This window comes from Pantoea sp. CFCC18177 (assembly GCF_059412425.1).
Genome location: NZ_JBNBPL010000001.1, coordinates 1 through 16,307 on the forward strand (window position 1 = coordinate 1; position 16,307 = coordinate 16,307).

A 16,307-nucleotide genomic window follows, 5' to 3' on the forward strand; every position below is an offset into this window, starting at 1 on the left:
CGCCTTAAGCTGCTGTTGCGAGGTGGCGTATATTACGCTTTCCTCCTTCAGAGTCAAACACTTTTTTCAGCGTTTTTCTCCGGCGGGGTGAATCACTTCACACCCTGCTGAGCCGTCTGCGTTGCCGCTTTGCCGCTTTGCCGTCTCAGTGGTGGCGCATTATAGGGAGTTAATTCTGGCTGACAAGGGTTTATTGCAAAAAAATGATCGTTCGACCTAAATTTAGCCACAACGCTCTATTTCACAACGATTTGCCTGGTAACTGTGCAAAATCCTGGGCAAAAACTGCGACTTTATCCCAATCGGTGTACTCCACTTCTTTAGATGTGTCCGTCTCACCTCCAGTCATACGCATGATCAGTTGAATCATGATGCGATCAAACCAGCGATAACGTGGATAACGCAGAGCGCCAGCAAACACAGCACAGCAATCGGGCTGCCACGGTGACTGTTCCAGAAACTTACGAGTATACGCATTGGTCACAGGCGTGCACTTCTCTGCCTTACGCGCCGTCAGGTTGACGCTAAAGAAGCCGCTAACACGCTGCTGCAACTCGGCCTTGTGCTGCGAGACAAACTTAATCAATGCAGGATGGAAATGACCGTAACGAATGGATGCGCCAATCAACACACGATCATACTGTGACCACTCCACCTTCTCAGCCTCAAGCAGGTCAATCACATCACACAGCTGCTGTGGCGCTAACGCCTGCGCCATACGTGCCGCGATCTCACGGGTTTGCCCATCGCGACTGGAATAAAGAATTAATGCTTTCATCAAATAATCCTGTTTCTCTTTTTATTCACGCCAGAAAGTCGGCGTAAACAGCACCAGCAGTGTGAACACCTCAAGGCGGCCAAACAGCATGGTCAAAATCAAAATCCACTTAGCGACATCATTCATTGAAGTGAAGTTATCGGCCACCACCCCCAACCCCGGTCCGAGGTTATTCAGCGTTGCCGCCACCGCCGCAAAAGCAGAGAAGTCATCCACGCCGGTCGCAATAATCGCCAGCATACTCAGTAGAAACACCAGCGCGTAAGCGGAGAAGAATCCCCATACCGCTTCAAGAATGCGTTCCGGCAGTGCACGATTGCCCAATTTGATGGTGTAAACCGCGTTAGGATGCACCAGGCGCTTCAGTTCACGTGAACCCTGCTTAAACAGCAGCAGGATACGAATCACTTTCAAACCACCACCGGTTGATCCCGCCATGCCACCGATAAAAGCCGAGCAAAGCAGCAGCACCGGTAAGAACAGCGGCCAACGTGCGATGCTGTCAGTAGTAAAGCCTGCCGTGGTGGCCATCGACACCACCTGGAAAAACGCCTGATTCAGAGTTTGCCAGCCGCTGGCGTAGACGTTGTGGAACCACAGCACTATCGTACAGATCAGCACTAACGTCAGTTGTACGCCAATAAACATGCGGAATTCGGGATCGCGCCAGTAAACTTTAAGGCTGCGCCCGCTTAACAGAGAGAAATGCAGGCCATAGTTACAGCCCGAGATCAGCAGGAATACCGCCACGATGGTATTAATAGTGGGGCTATTGAAGTAACCGATACTCGCATCATGTGTCGAGAAGCCACCAATGGCGATGGTGGAGAAACTGTGGCCGATAGCATCAAACACCGGCATCCCCGCCAGCCATAACGCTACCGCGCACGCCACGGTCAGCAGGACGTAGATCAGCCACAATGTTTTAGCCGTTTCAGCAATACGCGGACGCATTTTATTATCTTTCAGCGGTCCTGGCATTTCAGCGCGATACAACTGCATACCGCCGACGCCCAGAATAGGCAGGATGGCGACGGCCAAAACGATGATCCCCATACCGCCAAGCCACTGCAGCATCTGACGATAAAACAGAATCGCTTTGGGCAAGGTATCCAGCCCGACTAAGGTGGTTGCACCCGTGGTCGTCAGGCCAGAAAAGGACTCAAAGAACGCATCAGTCACCGACAAATGCGGCTGCTCGGCAAAGATAAAAGGCATGGCCCCCACGCTGCCCAGCACGGTCCAGAACAGCACCACAATCAGGAAACCTTCACGCGGTTTGAGTTCGGTTTTCTTTTTGCGGTTAGGCCACCACAACAGCGATCCAATCACAATCGCCATCATAAATGTCTGGCTGAATGCGCGTCCGGCACCGTCGCGGTAAATTAAGGCCACCAGCCCCGGCAGGATCATGGTCACCGAGAATAAAATCACCAACAGGCCCACGATGCGGGTAATGGCGCGAAAATGCATTCAGCCGTTTCCTTTAACAGATGCTTTTAATGGTCCAGCGGGATCAGCGTCAGCGCGCCCCGGCTGTAATCAGAAAGGTTTTGCCGAAAGCCATCAATCTGTGGATGCGGCAGCGCTAACCGTAGCGCAATACGATCCTGATAATGGCTCTCTTCGATGATGCCGTCAAAACGTTGCAGCAAGCGCTCGATATCGCTCAACTGGGCATAGTCACATTGCAGAGTAAAAGATTGCATCGGCACTTTACGTTGACGCGCTAACTGCTTCAGACCCTGTTGCACGCCGCCACCGTAAGCTTTTACCAGCCCACCCGTGCCCAGCATAATGCCGCCATAGTAGCGCACCACCACGGCGGTAATTTCACCGACACCGCTACCCATCAACTGGGCCAGCATAGGTTTGCCTGCGGTACCTGAAGGTTCTCCGTCATCAGAGAAGCCCAGTTGCTGCGAATCTGACGGAGAACCCGCGACCCACGCCCAGCAGTGATGGCGGGCCGCGGGATGCTCCTGCTTCACCTGCTGCACAAAAGCCCGCGCCGCCTCAACGCCATCGGTATGCGCCAGCAACGTAATAAAGCGGCTCTTCTTGATGGTTTCCTCGCTGAGGCTCACGGTCTCAGCGGGAATATCGTAAGCATCCATTAGGCCAGATGCAGATCGCGCGTCATATTTTCAACACGATTGGCGTGAATCACCACATTATCCTCAATACGAATACCGCCGTACGGTTTCAATGCGTCAATCGCCTGCCAGTCAAAGTATTGGCTGTACTTGCCGCCGCGCAGCGCGGCCAGCAGCGAATCAATGATGTAGAAGCCAGGTTCGATGGTCAGCACCATGCCCGGCTCCAGCACGCGGGTGCAGCGCAAATAAGGATACTGGGCTGGCGCAGCCAGATGCGTGCCGTTGTCGTCCTGCATAAAGCCCGCCACGTCATGTACCTGCAAGCCTAACGGATGGCCAAGACCGTGCGGCATAAATGGACCGGTTAAATCTTCCGCCACCAGCGTCTCTTCGGTCAGCCCCTTCACCAAGTCAAACTTCAGTAACAGGCGCGCAATGCGCTGGTGCATCTGCAGGTGATAATCGGTGTAGCGCACACCGGCTTTCAGCGTGGCAATCAGCGCCAGCTCTTCTTTATTCATCGCGTCCACCATTTCGGCATAGCGAGACTTACTTTGCGCCGCATAGCTGCGCGTCAAATCAGCGGCATAGCCAAGGTATTCTGCACCTGCATCAATCAGGAAACTGTGGCGCTTCGCCGGTGGCTGATGGTCAAGTTTGGTGTAATGCAGCACGGCGGCGTGTTCGTTGAGCGCGATGATGTTGCCGTAAGGCACATCGGTGTCGCGATGACCGGTAGCCGTCAGATAGGCGATGTTGATATCAAACTCGCTCATACCCGAGAAAAAGGCCTCTTTCGCCGCACGATGGCCCGCGACGGCCAGCTTCTGCGCTTCACGCATACAGGCCAGCTCGTACTCAGTTTTGATACTGCGATGGTAATGCAGGAAGTCGATCACGCCTTTGGGATTGACACGATCGCTATTGATACCCAGTTGCGTGGCACGCGATGGCACCGGACCAATGTAAGCCACATTATCGCGCTGAGCAGGCAGAAGCTGGGCAATCTCATCGGCATTTTTCAGGCCAATAACATCCACATCGTGGGTCCAGAAGCTATTAGGTAACGGCTCGACGTTATGCCAGTAATCCACCGGAGAGTAGAACCACAACTTGGGTTTATTGACGCCATCGATCCATAACCAGCAGTTGGGCACCTGCGTGACCGGCACCCAGGCTTTAAATTGCGGATTAACTTTAAACGGATAGTCGTGATCGTCGAGAAAAACGGTCAACAGCTCGCCAGAATGAATCAACATGGCATCAAGTTTAAAGCGTGCCAGCACCTGTTGCGCCCGCTGTTGCAGCGTATTGATATGCGCGTGATACAGGGTTTTCAGTGAATCCATGGACTTGTCTCCGATGTCGCGAAATTGGCGGCAGTGTAGCACAGCCGCGTCTGGGTTGCCGTGCTGCACACGCTGTGATCGGCGTACCAAATAAGCAAAGACTCGTTTGCAAAAAATTAACATGCCGCCCACACTCCCATTCATCTGGTATGACCAGATCACCTTTCGCGGTTTCAGGAGACGGACATGCTCTACCAAGGCGATACCCTTTCAGTTCACTGGCTCGACGATGGCATCGCCGAGTTGGTGTTTGATGCACCCGGTTCAGTGAATAAACTCGACACCAAAACAGTAGCTTCATTGGGCGAGGCCCTCGCCGTGCTGGAAAAACAGCCGGATCTGCGCGGCCTGCTGCTCACGTCGGCCAAACCGGCGTTTATTGTCGGTGCTGACATCACCGAATTCCTGTCGCTGTTTGATGCGCCAGAAGAGAAATTGAGCCAGTGGCTGGCGTTTGCCAATAGCATCTTTAATCGCCTGGAAGAACTGCCCGTCCCGACCGTGGCAGCGATTGATGGCTATGCGCTGGGCGGCGGCTGCGAGTGCGTGCTGGCAACCGATTTCCGTGTTGCCACACCAACCACACGTATCGGCCTGCCAGAAACGAAACTGGGTATCATGCCTGGATTCGGCGGCAGCGTGCGTTTGCCACGCCTGCTGGGTGCCGATAGTGCACTGGAAATCATTGCGGCCGGAAAAGATATTGATGGCACCAGCGCACTCAAACTCGGTCTGGTCGATGCCGTAGTGAGTAGCGAGAAACTGCGCGCTGCCGCACTCACCGTGTTGCAAGATGCGATAGCACAAGGCAGTTGGCAGGCCCGCCGCGCACCAAAACTGGCCCCCTTGAAACTCAGCCCGATTGAAGCGGCGATGAGCTTCACCATTGCCAAAAGCATGGTGATGCAAACCGCAGGCAAGCACTATCCCGCACCGATCACCGCAGTGAAAACCATTGAGGCCGCAGCGGGTTTGGGCCGTGATGATGCACTGAAACTGGAAACGGCCGCCTTCGTCCCGCTGGCGCAGAGCGATGTGGCACGCGCGTTGGTTGGCATCTTCCTCAATGACCAGTATGTCAAAGGGTTGGCGAAGAAACACAGCAGTGCAGCCGGTGCTCCGCAACAAGCGGCGGTATTGGGTGCCGGTATCATGGGCGGCGGCATTGCTTATCAGTCGGCATGGAAAGGCGTGCCGGTGAAAATGAAAGATATCAACCCACAGGCGCTGACGCTGGGCATGACGGAAGCCAGTAAACTGCTGAACAAGCAACTGGAGCGCGGTAAAATCGACGGCGCTAAGCTGGCGAGCGTACTCACCACCATTCAGCCCACGCTGGATTACGCCGGATTTGAACGGACGGATGTGGTGGTTGAAGCCGTGGTAGAAAACCCGCAGATCAAAGCCAAAGTGCTGGCCGAAACTGAGCAGCATCTTCGTGACGATGCCATTCTCGCCTCCAACACCTCCACCATTCCGATTAGCCACTTGGCGCAGTCGTTGCAGCGCCCAGAGAATTTCTGTGGCATGCACTTCTTTAATCCCGTGCCACGCATGCCGTTGGTTGAAGTGATTCGCGGTGAGCAGACTTCAGAAGCCACGATCAGCAAAGTGGTGGCTTGGGCCAGTAAAATGGGCAAAACGCCGATTGTGGTAAATGATTGCCCCGGCTTTTTCGTTAACCGCGTGCTGTTCCCCTACTTTGCCGCGTTCAGTCTGCTGCTGCGTGATGGCGCTGACTTCCGCCAAATCGACAAAGTGATGGAGAAACAGTTTGGCTGGCCAATGGGCCCGGCCTGGCTGCTGGATGTGGTGGGTATTGATACCGCTCACCACGCGCAACAAGTCATGGCGCAGGGTTTCCCTTCTCGCATGCAGAAAGATTACCGCGACGCGATTGATGTGCTGTTCGAGGCGAAACGTTACGGCCAGAAAAACGGCCTGGGCTTCTATCAGTGGGAGCAAGACAAAAAAGGCAAAGCACAGAAGAAAACCGATCCGGCTGTTGATGCCCTGCTGGAGCCGATTTGCGAACCCAAACGCGTATTCAGCGATGAAGACATCGCTAACCGCATGATGCTGCCGATGCTCAACGAAGTGGTGCGTTGCCTGGAAGAGAAGATCATCGCCTCACCCGCTGAAGCCGATATGGCACTGGTGTACGGTCTGGGGTTCCCTCCTTTCCGAGGTGGCGCTTTCCGCTACATGGACACGCTCAGCACCAGCAACCTGGTCGATCAGGCTAAACGTTACACCGCGCTTGGCCCTCTCTATGCCATACCCGAGCTGTTAGTACAGAAAGCCCATCAGCATCAGAGCTGGTATCCAGCGGCCCAACCGATTGACGAAGCAGCACTGCAAAGTGCCTGAGGTGAACAAAATGGAAAATGTAGTGATTGTTGATGCGGTACGCACACCCATGGGCCGTTCCAAAGGCGGTGCGTTTCGTCAGGTGCGCGCGGAAGATCTCTCTGCGCATCTGATGCGCGAACTGCTGAGCCGCAATCCTGGTGTCGATCCCGCAGCGCTGGACGACATCATCTGGGGCTGTGTCCAGCAAACGCTGGAACAGGGCTTCAACATTGCACGTAACGCGGCGTTGCTGGCGGAGATTCCTCACCGCGTCCCGGCCAGCACCGTCAATCGTCTGTGCGGTTCATCGATGCAGGCACTGCACGACGCCGCGCGCGCCATTATGGTCGGCGATGCGCACAGCTGTCTGATCGGCGGCGTCGAGCATATGGGCCATGTGCCGATGAATCACGGCGTTGATTTCCATCCTGGCTTAGGCCGCACCGTTGCGAAAGCGGCGGGCATGATGGGATTAACTGCTGAAATGCTGGCACGTATGCACCACATTAAACGTGAGCAGCAGGATGCCTTTGCCTTGCGTTCGCATCAGCGCGCCTGGGCTGCTACACAGCGCGGTGACTTCAAACGTGAGATTGTGCCCACATACGGCCACGATGCGGATGGCGTACTGAAGCGCTATGACATCGATGAAGTGATCCGCGAAGATACCACGCTGGAAGGATTAGCCGCGCTGCGTCCGGCATTCGATCCGGTCAACGGCACTGTGACAGCGGGCACCTCCTCTGCACTCTCTGACGGCGCTGCCGCGATGCTGATCATGAGCGAAAGCCGTGCCAGAGAACTCGGCCTGACACCACGTGCACGCATTCGCAGCATGGCCGTGGTGGGTTGCGATCCCTCCATCATGGGTTACGGTCCGGTTCCCGCCAGTAAGCTGGCGCTGAAACGGGCAGGATTAAGCGTGCAAGATATCGACCTGTTTGAGCTTAACGAAGCCTTTGCCGCGCAGACGCTGCCGTGCATTAAGGATTTGGGGCTGCTGGATCAGTTGGATGAGAAAGTGAATCTGAACGGCGGCGCCATTGCTCTGGGCCATCCGTTGGGATGCTCTGGCGCGCGAATCAGCACCACGCTGCTGAATCTGATGGAACGCCGTGATGCGCACTTTGGTCTGGCGACCATGTGCATTGGTCTAGGTCAGGGCATTGCGACGGTGTTTGAACGGGTTTAATCAGTTGCCATCAGCACGATGAATCGCGCCGCTACAGGGTGAGCGGCGTGATTTATCGTACGCTGATGACTTTAGATAAACGCAAACGCATCGCCGAACATCTGCGCTTCTACCGCACCGCGCTCCGCACAGAAACGCTCGCGTGCAATCTTCGCCATCTCAAAACGACCAGCGATATAGATGTCGTGCTCGCTAAGGGTCGTGTAATCCTGCATCACGGCAGTCAACACCGTGCCACTGCGACCTTCCCAACCTTCCGCTGGCTGCTCGACGACCGGGATCACCTTCAGATTAGGATGCTTCACCGCCAGCGCATTCAGCTCATCCAGATCGTAGAGATGCATCAATTCACGTCCACCCCAGTAAATGGCGATATCGCGCTCTGGCTGCTGGGCCAGCGCCGTCAGCAGAATGGAACGTGCATAAGAGAAACCCGTGCCACCGGCAATCAAAATGATCGGGCGATCACTCTCTTCTCGCAGCCAGGCATCGCCATGCGGCATGTCCACGGTGATTTGACGATCGTTTTTGATGCGATCCATCACCGCCATGGCATAGAGATTGAGGTCAGATGCGCCGATGTGCAGCTCGATGATGTCCTTTTCCATCGGCGTTGAAGCCAGTGAAAACGGGCGCTTGTCACGCTCATCCATTACCACCATCAGATACTGTCCCGCGCGGAAGCTGAAATCCGCTGCTGGAATCAATCGGACGCGGAATACCGTATCCGTAATCGCTTCAACCGAAGTGACTTTGCAGCTTAACGTCGTCATAGGTGCCCTTTTTTATGGTTCTGGCCGCCGTTAGCGCTGCGGCGGCTCGGCAAAGATAGCTAACTCATCCCAAATTGCGTCAATGCGCGCGGTGACGGCCGGATCTTTGACAATCGGCGTCCCCCACTCACGGGTGGTTTCACCAGGCCACTTGTTGGTGGCATCGAGCCCCATCTTCGAGCCCAAACCGGAAACCGGTGAGGCGAAATCAAGATAGTCGATAGGCGTGTTCTCCACCATCACGGTATCGCGCGCCGGATCCATACGTGTCGTAATGGCCCAAATCACATCGTTCCAGTCGCGTGCGTTAACATCGTCATCGCACACAATCACAAACTTGGTGTACATAAACTGGCGCAGGAAAGACCAGACGCCAAACATCACGCGCTTGGCATGGCCGGCATACTGTTTCTTTATCGTCACCACCGCGAGGCGATAAGAACAGCCTTCAGGCGGCAGATAGAAATCAACAATCTCCGGGAACTGCTTGATCAGAATCGGCACCAGCACTTCATTCAGCGCAACGCCTAACACCGCAGGTTCATCCGGTGGACGACCGGTGTAAGTCGAGTGATAAATCGGGTTACGTCGCTGCGTTACGTGCGTCACGGTAAATACCGGGAAACTATCTACTTCATTGTAGTAGCCCGTGTGATCGCCGTAAGGGCCTTCAGGTGCCATGTCGCCAGGCTCGATATAACCTTCCAGCACGATTTCCGCACTCGCCGGCACTTCCAGGTCGTTGGACAAGCACTTCACGACTTCGGTTTTGTTGCCGCGCAGTAAACCGGCAAAAGCGTATTCGGACAGCGTGTCAGGCACTGGCGTCACGGCACCGAGAATCGTCGCGGGATCGGCCCCCAGCGCTACCGAGACGGGGAAACGCTCGCCGGGATGGGCTTTACACCACTCCTGGAAATCCAGTGCGCCGCCGCGATGGGACAACCAACGCATGATAACGCGATTCTTACCGATCACCTGCTGGCGATAGATGCCGAGGTTCTGGCGCTCTTTGTGCGGTCCACGCGTCACGGTGAGGCCCCAGGTGATCAGCGGTGCCGCATCACCCGGCCAGCATTTCATTACCGGAATACGCGACAGATCGACATCATCGCCGCTAAATACCTCTTCCTGACACGGCGCATTACGCAGACGCTTGGTCGGCATATTTAGCACTTGCTTGAACTGCGGCATCTTGTCGAACAGATCGCGGAAACCTTTTGGTGGCTCGGGTTCTTTCAGGAACGCCAGCAGTTTACCCACTTCTCGCAGGGCACTGACCTCTTCCTGGCCCATGCCCATCGCCACACGTTTTGGCGTACCGAACAGATTACACAGCACCGGCATGTCGTACCCTTTAGGGTTCTCAAACAGCAGTGCCGGGCCACCCGCACGGAGGGTGCGATCGGCAATTTCAGTCATCTCCAGCTCAGGATCGATTTCCTGAGTGATGCGCTTTAGCTCGCCTCGCTGCTCAAGCAACGCGAGGAAGTCTCGTAAATCCTGATATTTCATGCGGCGTTAGCTTCCGGCCAAAGTGAATCGGGAAGTATATACCCAAACATTAAACGGGCTGACAGGAGAATGGCACCAGCGATTGAATCGCCAGCACATCGTGATACGCCGCGACAGGCTCGCCATGACGGAAAACTTTAAAATCTTCACCACGTGCGCTGTAGTAACGCAGGCGGTTTTCACTCACGTGCAGGAAACTGGCTTCACGCAGCGCAATCACCGACTCATGCGGATTAACCGCGCAGAACTCGGCCAGACGCTCGTCACGGGTTTCGCCCATATGGCCACTGACGTGCGCATCCAAATAGTGCGGATTGATCTGTACCGGGAACAAGCCCAACGCAGGCAACACCACGCTGCTGCGCACCGGCATATCGTTGGTGGTGCGGATCGAAGGTGTGGCGACATTACAACCGGCGCTCCAGCCCACGTAAGGCACATCACGCTCACGTACCGCACGCTGAATCGCCACAATCAGACCTTGTTCATGCAGCATCTGATTGAGGAACCAGGTATTGCCACCGCTCACCAGGAGTAACTCCGCCTGTTCAATCGCCGCCACCGGCGAAGAGAATTCGTGCACGGTGCGCACCTGAATACCCAGAGAGTCGGATAAGTCTTGCGCGCGCTGTGCGTGATCACCACGAATGATGGCATACGGCACCAGCACCGCCGAGGTAATGCCCCGCTGCGCGATCATCGCGTGCAGTTGCGGGTGTGCGTAGCTCAGCAAAGGCGCATCATCAGCCACTTTGCCATTACTCAACAAGAACAGTTCCATCAGCCAGCCCTTTTCAAATTCATGCGAAAGATGGAGAGGGAGTCTGATACAGATGGTCATCAGCCGTCAATTTTCTTGCAAGAAAGCGTTAATAAGCCGCACCAATCGGAAAATTCGTAGTGATTTTTATTTCTCAGCCGCGTTTCCGCTGGCCGATGCGCTATAACTCTGACAGCAGGTTTGTTATTCTTAGCGTCCAATATTTGGGAGCAGTTATGGAATCCTGGTACTTACTCTATTGCAAACGTGGACAGCTATTGCGCGCGAAAGAGCATCTTGAGCGGCAAGAGGTGAATTGCCTCAGCCCAATGATCGCTCTGGAGAAGATTGTGCGCGGCAAACGCACCACGGTGAGTGAGCCGCTGTTTCCAAACTATCTGTTTATCGAGTTTGACCCCGAAGCGATTCACACCACCACAATCAGCAGCACGCGCGGCGTCAGCCACTTCGTGCGCTTTGGTGCGCAACCGGCCACCGTATCCAGTGAAGTGATCGAAGCGCTGCAAACCGATGTGCCGCAAATTATGCTGGACCCGGAAACGCCACAAAGCGGTGATGAAGTGATCATCACCGAAGGCACCTTTGAAGGGCTGCGCGCCATCTTTGCCGAACCCGATGGCGAAACCCGCTCAGTGTTACTGCTGAATTTGCTGAACAAGCAAGTGATGCGCAGCGTCGACAACAAACAGTTCCGTAAGGTCTAAGCCAGCTTAAACAGTTGGCGCGCGTTGCTATCCACCCGTAAGCCTAACGCTTCCTCCTCTTCCCCACGCCAGTTTGCCACTTGCTGCACAATATGCGGCAGGAAGCAGGGTTCATTACGGCGTGAAGGGGGGCGTGGATGCATATCGCGCGGGAGCAAATACGGCGCGTCGGTTTCCAGCAACAGACGATCAGAGGGAATCAGCGGTAACAATTCACGCAGTTCCATGCCACGCCGTTCATCGCACACCCAGCCGGTAATGCCCACCGATAAGCCCAGAGCCAGGCAGGATTCCAGTTCCTCGCGCGTGCCCGTAAAGCAATGCACCACTGCTCCCACTAATTTTGGCAGCCACGGCTCCAGCACAGCCGCGAAACGGTCGTGCGCTTCCCGACAGTGCAGAAATACCGGCAACTGCAATTCTGCCGCCAGCGCCAGCTGTGCATCAAACGCATACTCTTGTTGATCGTGAGCGGCCAGGTTGCGATTAAAATCGAGACCGCACTCCCCAATCGCCACCACCTGCTCGCTCTCGGCCAGACGACGTAGCGTATTCGCTGTCTCTGCCGACCATTCACTGGCGTGATGAGGATGCACCCCGGCCGTGGACCAGCAGTAACCTGGATGCAGTGCCGCTAACTGGCGCGCCTGTTGGCTCTCCAGGGCATTAGTTCCGGTAATTAACAGGCCGGTGACGCCTGCTTCGCGCGCACGTTTCACAACCTGCTCGCGATCTTTTGCGAATTGCGTGCTGGTCAGGTTTACACCGATATCAAACATGTTTTCTCCCAAATAAAAACCGCCCAGAGGGCGGTTTCGATTGATTCACCCGCTCGCTGACGGGAAGCCCTGCTCAAAAGACATCAGGATTCAGTGTTCTGTTCCTCGTCCTCTGACGCTTTGCGACCTTTTCCCACATAGTAGCGGGAGAAGAATACGCCGACTTCAAACAGGCAGTACATCGGAATAGCGAGCAAAGTTTGCGAGAAAACATCCGGCGGTGTGAGCAACATTCCAACCACGAATGCGCCAACCAGCATATAAGGACGTTTCTTTTTCAAATCTTCCGGTGAGGTAATACCCGTCCAGCAAAGCAGCACAATCGCAATCGGGACTTCAAACGCCACGCCAAACGCCATGAAAATGGTCATAACGAAGTCGAGGTAGTTGGTGATATCGGTCGCGATAGTCACACCTTGCGGTGCGGTCTTGGCAAAGAAGCCAAACGCCAGCGGGAAGACGATGAAGTAGGCAAAGGCCACACCCACGTAGAACAGCAGCGTACTGGAGAACAGCAACGGCATGACCAGCTTACGTTCATGGCGATACAGCGCAGGCGCCACAAATGCCCATACCTGATAAAGGATCACCGGCACGGCAAGAAAGACCGAAACAATGATGGTGAGCTTTATCGGAGTAAAGAACGGTGATGCCACATCAGTGGCGATCATACTGGCACCGGCCGGCATTTGGCTGATCAGCGGTGATGCCACCAAGTGGTAGATGTCGTTAGCGAAGTAGACCAGGCACAAAAAGATAGCAAACACCGCAATAATGCAGTTCAACAAACGCTTACGCAGCTCAATCAGGTGGCTGATGAGCGGTTGGGTATCTTCAACGGCCATGTTTATCGTTCATCTTTTACGGTGGGTGTCGGCGTCGTATTGTGCGGAGCACTGGCGGGTGCCGCTGTCTCCGCTGGCGCCGTTGTCACAGGTTGAGGTGCCTGCGCCGGTGCGCTGGCCTGCTGCTCTGCGGATGCCGGGGTCACCCCAGGTTGAGGAGAGGTAGCAGGTTGCGCGGCAACAGGCTGCGATTGATGAATGGTGTTGGCTTCATCTTCCGCTTTCTCGATATCGATACTTTGCTGCACAGAGCGTTTCATCGAGTCCGCAGTTTTACGCAGTTCTTCCATGGACTCTTTCAGCTCCGGCGACAACGAGCCGCGGCCTGCTTCTTCGACTTTTTTCAGGCTGTCCTGCAATTCCTGCAGTTTCAGCTCCTGCGCCAGTTCGTTTTGCACGTTAGCAGCCAGGGAACGAATCGCTCGAATCCAGCCCACGACGGTTTTCACCGCAACCGGTAATCGCTGTGGGCCCAGTACGATCAGCCCAATAACGAACACCAATACCAGTTCACTAAAACCAATATCGAACACAGTTAACCCTTACTTGTCTCGGGCGTCGTCTTTGCTCGCCGAGGTTTGCTGTTTGTCTGCCAGAGTTTTGGCGTTGAAGTCAGCGTCCTGCTCTTTCGGTTGATCCTTTTTATCGTCTTCATCGCCCATGGCTTTTTTGAAGCCACGAATGGAAGAACCTAAATCCGAACCCAGGTTGCGAAGTTTATTGGTACCGAACAGAAGTACAACAATGACGGCAATGATTAACAATTGCCAAATACTGATACCGCCCATGAGATATGCCTCTAATATTCTGTGAAAAACTATTGAATGTAACGCACAGAAAGCCCGTATGAATTCGGGCTTTAGCTTGCGACATTACGCGATTTGCACCAGGCAGACAATCAGTTTGTCTTACGCCAGCCGATAAGCCAGGTCACGATGCCAGCGGCCATTAAAAGCGCGGGGAAGAAATCCCAGTCGGGTCGACTTAACAGCACTGCGGTGCCACTTAATAACAGTGTAGCCCCTACCCCAAACAGATAACGTGCCTTGTGATGACGCGTGCGCTGTGCGTTCATGTCGCTCACCAGCTTATCGACACTGTGCTGCAATAATTTATGCTGACGCATGCTGTCATAGAACAATTCAGGCAACTCAGGCAGCTTCTCAGCCCAGAAAGGCGCCTTGTCTTTGACTGCGCGCAAAATGGCCGGAATGCCAATCTGATCTTTAATCCAGTCTTCAAGAAATGGCTTAGCGGTTTTCCACAAATCCAGCTGCGGATAAAGCTGACGACCAATGCCTTCGATATACAGCAAGGTTTTTTGCAACAGCACCAGCTGGGGCTGCACTTCCATGTTGAAGCGACGTGCGGTGTTGAACAGGTTCAACAGCACGTGTCCAAATGAGATCTCTGCCAGTGGCTTCTCGAAAATCGGTTCGCACACCGTTCGGATAGCGAATTCGAAATCTTCGACATTGGTATCTGGCGGTACCCAGCCTGAATCCACATGCAATTCGGCGACTTTGCGGTAGTCACGATTGAAGAAGGCGATAAAGTTTTCTGCCAAATAACGTTTATCTTCTTTATTTAGCGAGCCGACGATGCCGCAATCAATGCCGATATATTGCGGATCTTCAGGATGGTCATAACTGACAAAGATGTTGCCCGGATGCATGTCGGCATGGAAGAAGCTGTCGCGGAAAACCTGGGTGAAGAACACCTGCACACCGCGTTCTGCCAGGATCTTCATATTGACGCCATGCTGCTCCAGCGCCGCCACATCGGAAATCGGGATGCCGTAAATACGCTCCATCACCATCATGGATTCGCTGCAGTAATCGGAGAAGACTTCCGGCACATACAGCATGTGGCTCTGTTCAAAGTTTCGACGCAGCTGAATCGCATTCGCTGCTTCGCGCAGCAGATTGAGTTCATCAAGCAGCGTTTTTTCGTAATCGCGCACCACTTCAACCGGGCGCAGACGACGACCATCCGGCAACAGACGCGGCACCCAACGCGCCATGCGATATATCAGCTTCATGTCCGCTTTGATCACCGGCAGGATGTCAGGGCGGATCACTTTGATCACCACTTCGCGACCGTTGGATTTCAACGTGGCGGTGTGCACCTGCGCAATTGAAGCGGAAGCCAGCGGCTTAATGTCAAAATCATCAAACCAGGTCTCTACCGGGCCACCAATCGAGCGCTCAATCTGCTCTTTCGCTTTCAGGCCATCAAAGGGGGCCACTCGGTCCTGCAATACCGCCAACTCATCGGCAATCGCAGGTGGGAAGAGATCCCGGCGCGTTGAGAGCATTTGACCAAATTTGATCCACACCGGACCGAGCTGCTCCATCGCCAGACGAATGCGCACGCCAGTTGAATCATTTTTGTGTTTGTTGGGGATCCAGAAAATACAGCGTCGCCAGATTCGCAGCGGCAACGTGATGCGCATGTGGGGGATCAGTTCATCAAGACCGTAGGTAAGGAAGATCTTGATAATGAAGTATAAGCGCCGAATTTCTCCCAGCGTCATTTCGCCTCCAGCTGTGCTAAACGCGTTTCAAACGCATTAAGCGAACGTTCCATCGCTTCGACCTCCTCGCAGAACCAGGCAAGTTCTAATGCGCCCGGCGCGACACGCCACTCTTCAGTCAATACCTGGCCAAGATAGTCCTGCCGACGCGTAACCTGCTTCTGCACGAATTTCAACGCATGCTGTGCAGCCTGGCTCACGCCCTGCGCTGCAATATCGCCAATCCAGGGTGCGAGATACTCTGCTGGGTCGAGTTCAGCAAGATCCATCAATGCAGAAAACTGCTGCACCACCTGCAGATCGCCTTCTACGTCCAGCTCACCGCTGCGGATCAGGCTGGTGAGTTGCTGACGATCGCGCAGCTTCGGCAGAGTGCTCAAGCGCAGACTGACGCTGCAATCGCTGCTGTCTTGCCAGTCACTCAGCACATCCAGCTGTGATTCGCTGAACACCAGCACCAGCGGGAAATCCAGCTCTTGCAGGCGCAGCGTTAACACTTTGCCCGCCAGACGCTGGCGCGCAGCTTTCAAACTACGATCGCGATAGAGAACACGATTGAGGGCGGTCTCAAGACCGCCGGTAATAATCGGGGTAAAAGTCATGA

Annotated in this window: 16 protein-coding genes; 3 read left to right on the top strand and 13 right to left on the bottom strand. The window is 54.6% G+C overall.

Going from position 1 to position 16,307, the window contains the following annotated elements:
* Positions 1–241: 241 nt before the first annotated feature.
* The 4 genes from hemG to pepQ are packed head-to-tail and all read right to left on the bottom strand — an operon-like array spanning position 242 to position 4,226.
* Positions 242–778, bottom strand: coding sequence for a menaquinone-dependent protoporphyrinogen IX dehydrogenase (gene hemG / locus ACPUC8_RS00005; RefSeq protein WP_039329285.1), 537 nt, complete (start codon positions 776–778; stop codon positions 242–244).
* A 21-nt stretch (positions 779–799) separates the two neighbouring features.
* Positions 800–2,251: a Trk system potassium transporter TrkH gene (gene trkH / locus ACPUC8_RS00010; protein ID WP_039329284.1), complete on the bottom strand. Its 1,452-nt coding sequence runs from the start codon at positions 2,249–2,251 to the stop codon at positions 800–802.
* 26 nt (positions 2,252–2,277) lie between these two features.
* The gene (locus ACPUC8_RS00015; RefSeq protein ID WP_039329282.1) at positions 2,278–2,895 is read right to left on the bottom strand and encodes an IMPACT family protein; all 618 of its coding nucleotides are present in this window, start codon (positions 2,893–2,895) and stop codon (positions 2,278–2,280) included.
* Entirely contained in the window at positions 2,895–4,226 is a 1,332-nt protein-coding gene (gene pepQ, locus ACPUC8_RS00020) for a Xaa-Pro dipeptidase (protein ID WP_039329281.1), read from the bottom strand. Before pepQ ends, ACPUC8_RS00015 begins: the two co-directional genes overlap by 1 nt.
* A 186-nt stretch (positions 4,227–4,412) precedes the next feature.
* Here pepQ and fadB point away from each other — a divergent pair, with 186 nt between their 5' ends.
* A complete protein-coding gene (gene fadB, locus ACPUC8_RS00025) occupies positions 4,413–6,596 on the top strand; it encodes a fatty acid oxidation complex subunit alpha FadB (protein ID WP_494925388.1) in 2,184 nt (727 codons plus the stop codon).
* Positions 6,597–6,606: 10 nt separating this feature from the next.
* The gene (fadA, locus tag ACPUC8_RS00030) at positions 6,607–7,770 is read left to right on the top strand and encodes an acetyl-CoA C-acyltransferase FadA (protein WP_039329296.1); all 1,164 of its coding nucleotides are present in this window, start codon (positions 6,607–6,609) and stop codon (positions 7,768–7,770) included.
* 71 nt (positions 7,771–7,841) lie between these two features.
* On the opposite strand, the gene fre is transcribed toward fadA, so the two are convergent.
* From fre to pepE, 3 genes are read right to left on the bottom strand one after another with little or no spacing between them, the layout of a single operon-like run.
* Entirely contained in the window at positions 7,842–8,543 is a 702-nt protein-coding gene (gene fre / locus ACPUC8_RS00035) for an NAD(P)H-flavin reductase (protein ID WP_039329278.1), read from the bottom strand.
* A 30-nt stretch (positions 8,544–8,573) separates the two neighbouring features.
* Positions 8,574–10,058: a 4-hydroxy-3-polyprenylbenzoate decarboxylase gene (gene ubiD, locus ACPUC8_RS00040; RefSeq protein WP_039329276.1), complete on the bottom strand. Its 1,485-nt coding sequence runs from the start codon at positions 10,056–10,058 to the stop codon at positions 8,574–8,576.
* A 49-nt stretch (positions 10,059–10,107) separates the two neighbouring features.
* Positions 10,108–10,839: a dipeptidase PepE gene (pepE, locus tag ACPUC8_RS00045; RefSeq protein ID WP_494925389.1), complete on the bottom strand. Its 732-nt coding sequence runs from the start codon at positions 10,837–10,839 to the stop codon at positions 10,108–10,110.
* A gap of 215 nt (positions 10,840–11,054) precedes the next feature.
* On the opposite strand from pepE, the gene rfaH reads away from it, so the two are divergent.
* Positions 11,055–11,543 carry a transcription/translation regulatory transformer protein RfaH gene (gene rfaH, locus ACPUC8_RS00050; RefSeq protein WP_039329275.1) on the top strand — a complete coding sequence of 163 codons (489 nt, stop codon included), beginning with the start codon at positions 11,055–11,057 and terminating at the stop codon, positions 11,541–11,543.
* On the opposite strand, the gene tatD is transcribed toward rfaH, so the two are convergent.
* The 6 genes from tatD to ubiJ form a co-directional block, all read right to left on the bottom strand.
* Positions 11,540–12,322 (bottom strand): 3'-5' ssDNA/RNA exonuclease TatD, encoded by a 783-nt coding sequence (gene tatD / locus ACPUC8_RS00055; protein ID WP_494925390.1) that lies wholly within the window; start codon positions 12,320–12,322, stop codon positions 11,540–11,542. The two genes, rfaH and tatD, sit on opposite strands and share 4 nt — an antisense overlap.
* 83 nt (positions 12,323–12,405) lie before the next feature.
* Positions 12,406–13,167, bottom strand: coding sequence for a Sec-independent protein translocase subunit TatC (gene tatC, locus ACPUC8_RS00060; RefSeq protein WP_039329272.1), 762 nt, complete (start codon positions 13,165–13,167; stop codon positions 12,406–12,408).
* A 2-nt stretch (positions 13,168–13,169) separates the two neighbouring features.
* The gene (tatB, locus tag ACPUC8_RS00065) at positions 13,170–13,700 is read right to left on the bottom strand and encodes a Sec-independent protein translocase protein TatB (protein WP_039329271.1); all 531 of its coding nucleotides are present in this window, start codon (positions 13,698–13,700) and stop codon (positions 13,170–13,172) included.
* Between the two features lie 9 nt (positions 13,701–13,709).
* Positions 13,710–13,955, bottom strand: a complete 246-nt coding sequence (gene tatA, locus ACPUC8_RS00070) for a Sec-independent protein translocase subunit TatA (RefSeq protein ID WP_038643775.1) — start codon at positions 13,953–13,955, stop codon at positions 13,710–13,712.
* 110 nt (positions 13,956–14,065) lie between these two features.
* The gene (ubiB, locus tag ACPUC8_RS00075) at positions 14,066–15,703 is read right to left on the bottom strand and encodes a ubiquinone biosynthesis regulatory protein kinase UbiB (RefSeq protein WP_039329269.1); all 1,638 of its coding nucleotides are present in this window, start codon (positions 15,701–15,703) and stop codon (positions 14,066–14,068) included.
* On the bottom strand, positions 15,700–16,305 hold the full coding sequence (gene ubiJ / locus ACPUC8_RS00080; RefSeq protein ID WP_039329268.1) for a ubiquinone biosynthesis protein UbiJ: 606 nt from the start codon (positions 16,303–16,305) through the stop codon (positions 15,700–15,702). The genes ubiB and ubiJ overlap by 4 nt, the downstream gene beginning before the upstream one ends.
* Positions 16,306–16,307 lie beyond the last annotated feature (2 nt).

Bases quoted from the DNA above. Each gene is read 5' to 3' on its own strand.
- hemG (WP_039329285.1), bottom strand. From the start codon at position 778: ATGAAAGCATTAATTCTTTATTCCAGTCGCGATGGGCAAACCCGTGAG.
- trkH (WP_039329284.1), bottom strand. From the start codon at position 2,251: ATGCATTTTCGCGCCATTACCCGCATCGTGGGCCTGTTGGTGATTTTA.
- ACPUC8_RS00015 (WP_039329282.1), bottom strand. From the start codon at position 2,895: ATGGATGCTTACGATATTCCCGCTGAGACCGTGAGCCTCAGCGAGGAA.
- pepQ (WP_039329281.1), bottom strand. From the start codon at position 4,226: ATGGATTCACTGAAAACCCTGTATCACGCGCATATCAATACGCTGCAA.
- fadB (WP_494925388.1), top strand. From the start codon at position 4,413: ATGCTCTACCAAGGCGATACCCTTTCAGTTCACTGGCTCGACGATGGC.
- fadA (WP_039329296.1), top strand. From the start codon at position 6,607: ATGGAAAATGTAGTGATTGTTGATGCGGTACGCACACCCATGGGCCGT.
- fre (WP_039329278.1), bottom strand. From the start codon at position 8,543: ATGACGACGTTAAGCTGCAAAGTCACTTCGGTTGAAGCGATTACGGAT.
- ubiD (WP_039329276.1), bottom strand. From the start codon at position 10,058: ATGAAATATCAGGATTTACGAGACTTCCTCGCGTTGCTTGAGCAGCGA.
- pepE (WP_494925389.1), bottom strand. From the start codon at position 10,839: ATGGAACTGTTCTTGTTGAGTAATGGCAAAGTGGCTGATGATGCGCCT.
- rfaH (WP_039329275.1), top strand. From the start codon at position 11,055: ATGGAATCCTGGTACTTACTCTATTGCAAACGTGGACAGCTATTGCGC.
- tatD (WP_494925390.1), bottom strand. From the start codon at position 12,322: ATGTTTGATATCGGTGTAAACCTGACCAGCACGCAATTCGCAAAAGAT.
- tatC (WP_039329272.1), bottom strand. From the start codon at position 13,167: ATGGCCGTTGAAGATACCCAACCGCTCATCAGCCACCTGATTGAGCTG.
- tatA (WP_038643775.1), bottom strand. From the start codon at position 13,955: ATGGGCGGTATCAGTATTTGGCAATTGTTAATCATTGCCGTCATTGTT.
- ubiB (WP_039329269.1), bottom strand. From the start codon at position 15,703: ATGACGCTGGGAGAAATTCGGCGCTTATACTTCATTATCAAGATCTTC.
- ubiJ (WP_039329268.1), bottom strand. From the start codon at position 16,305: ATGACTTTTACCCCGATTATTACCGGCGGTCTTGAGACCGCCCTCAAT.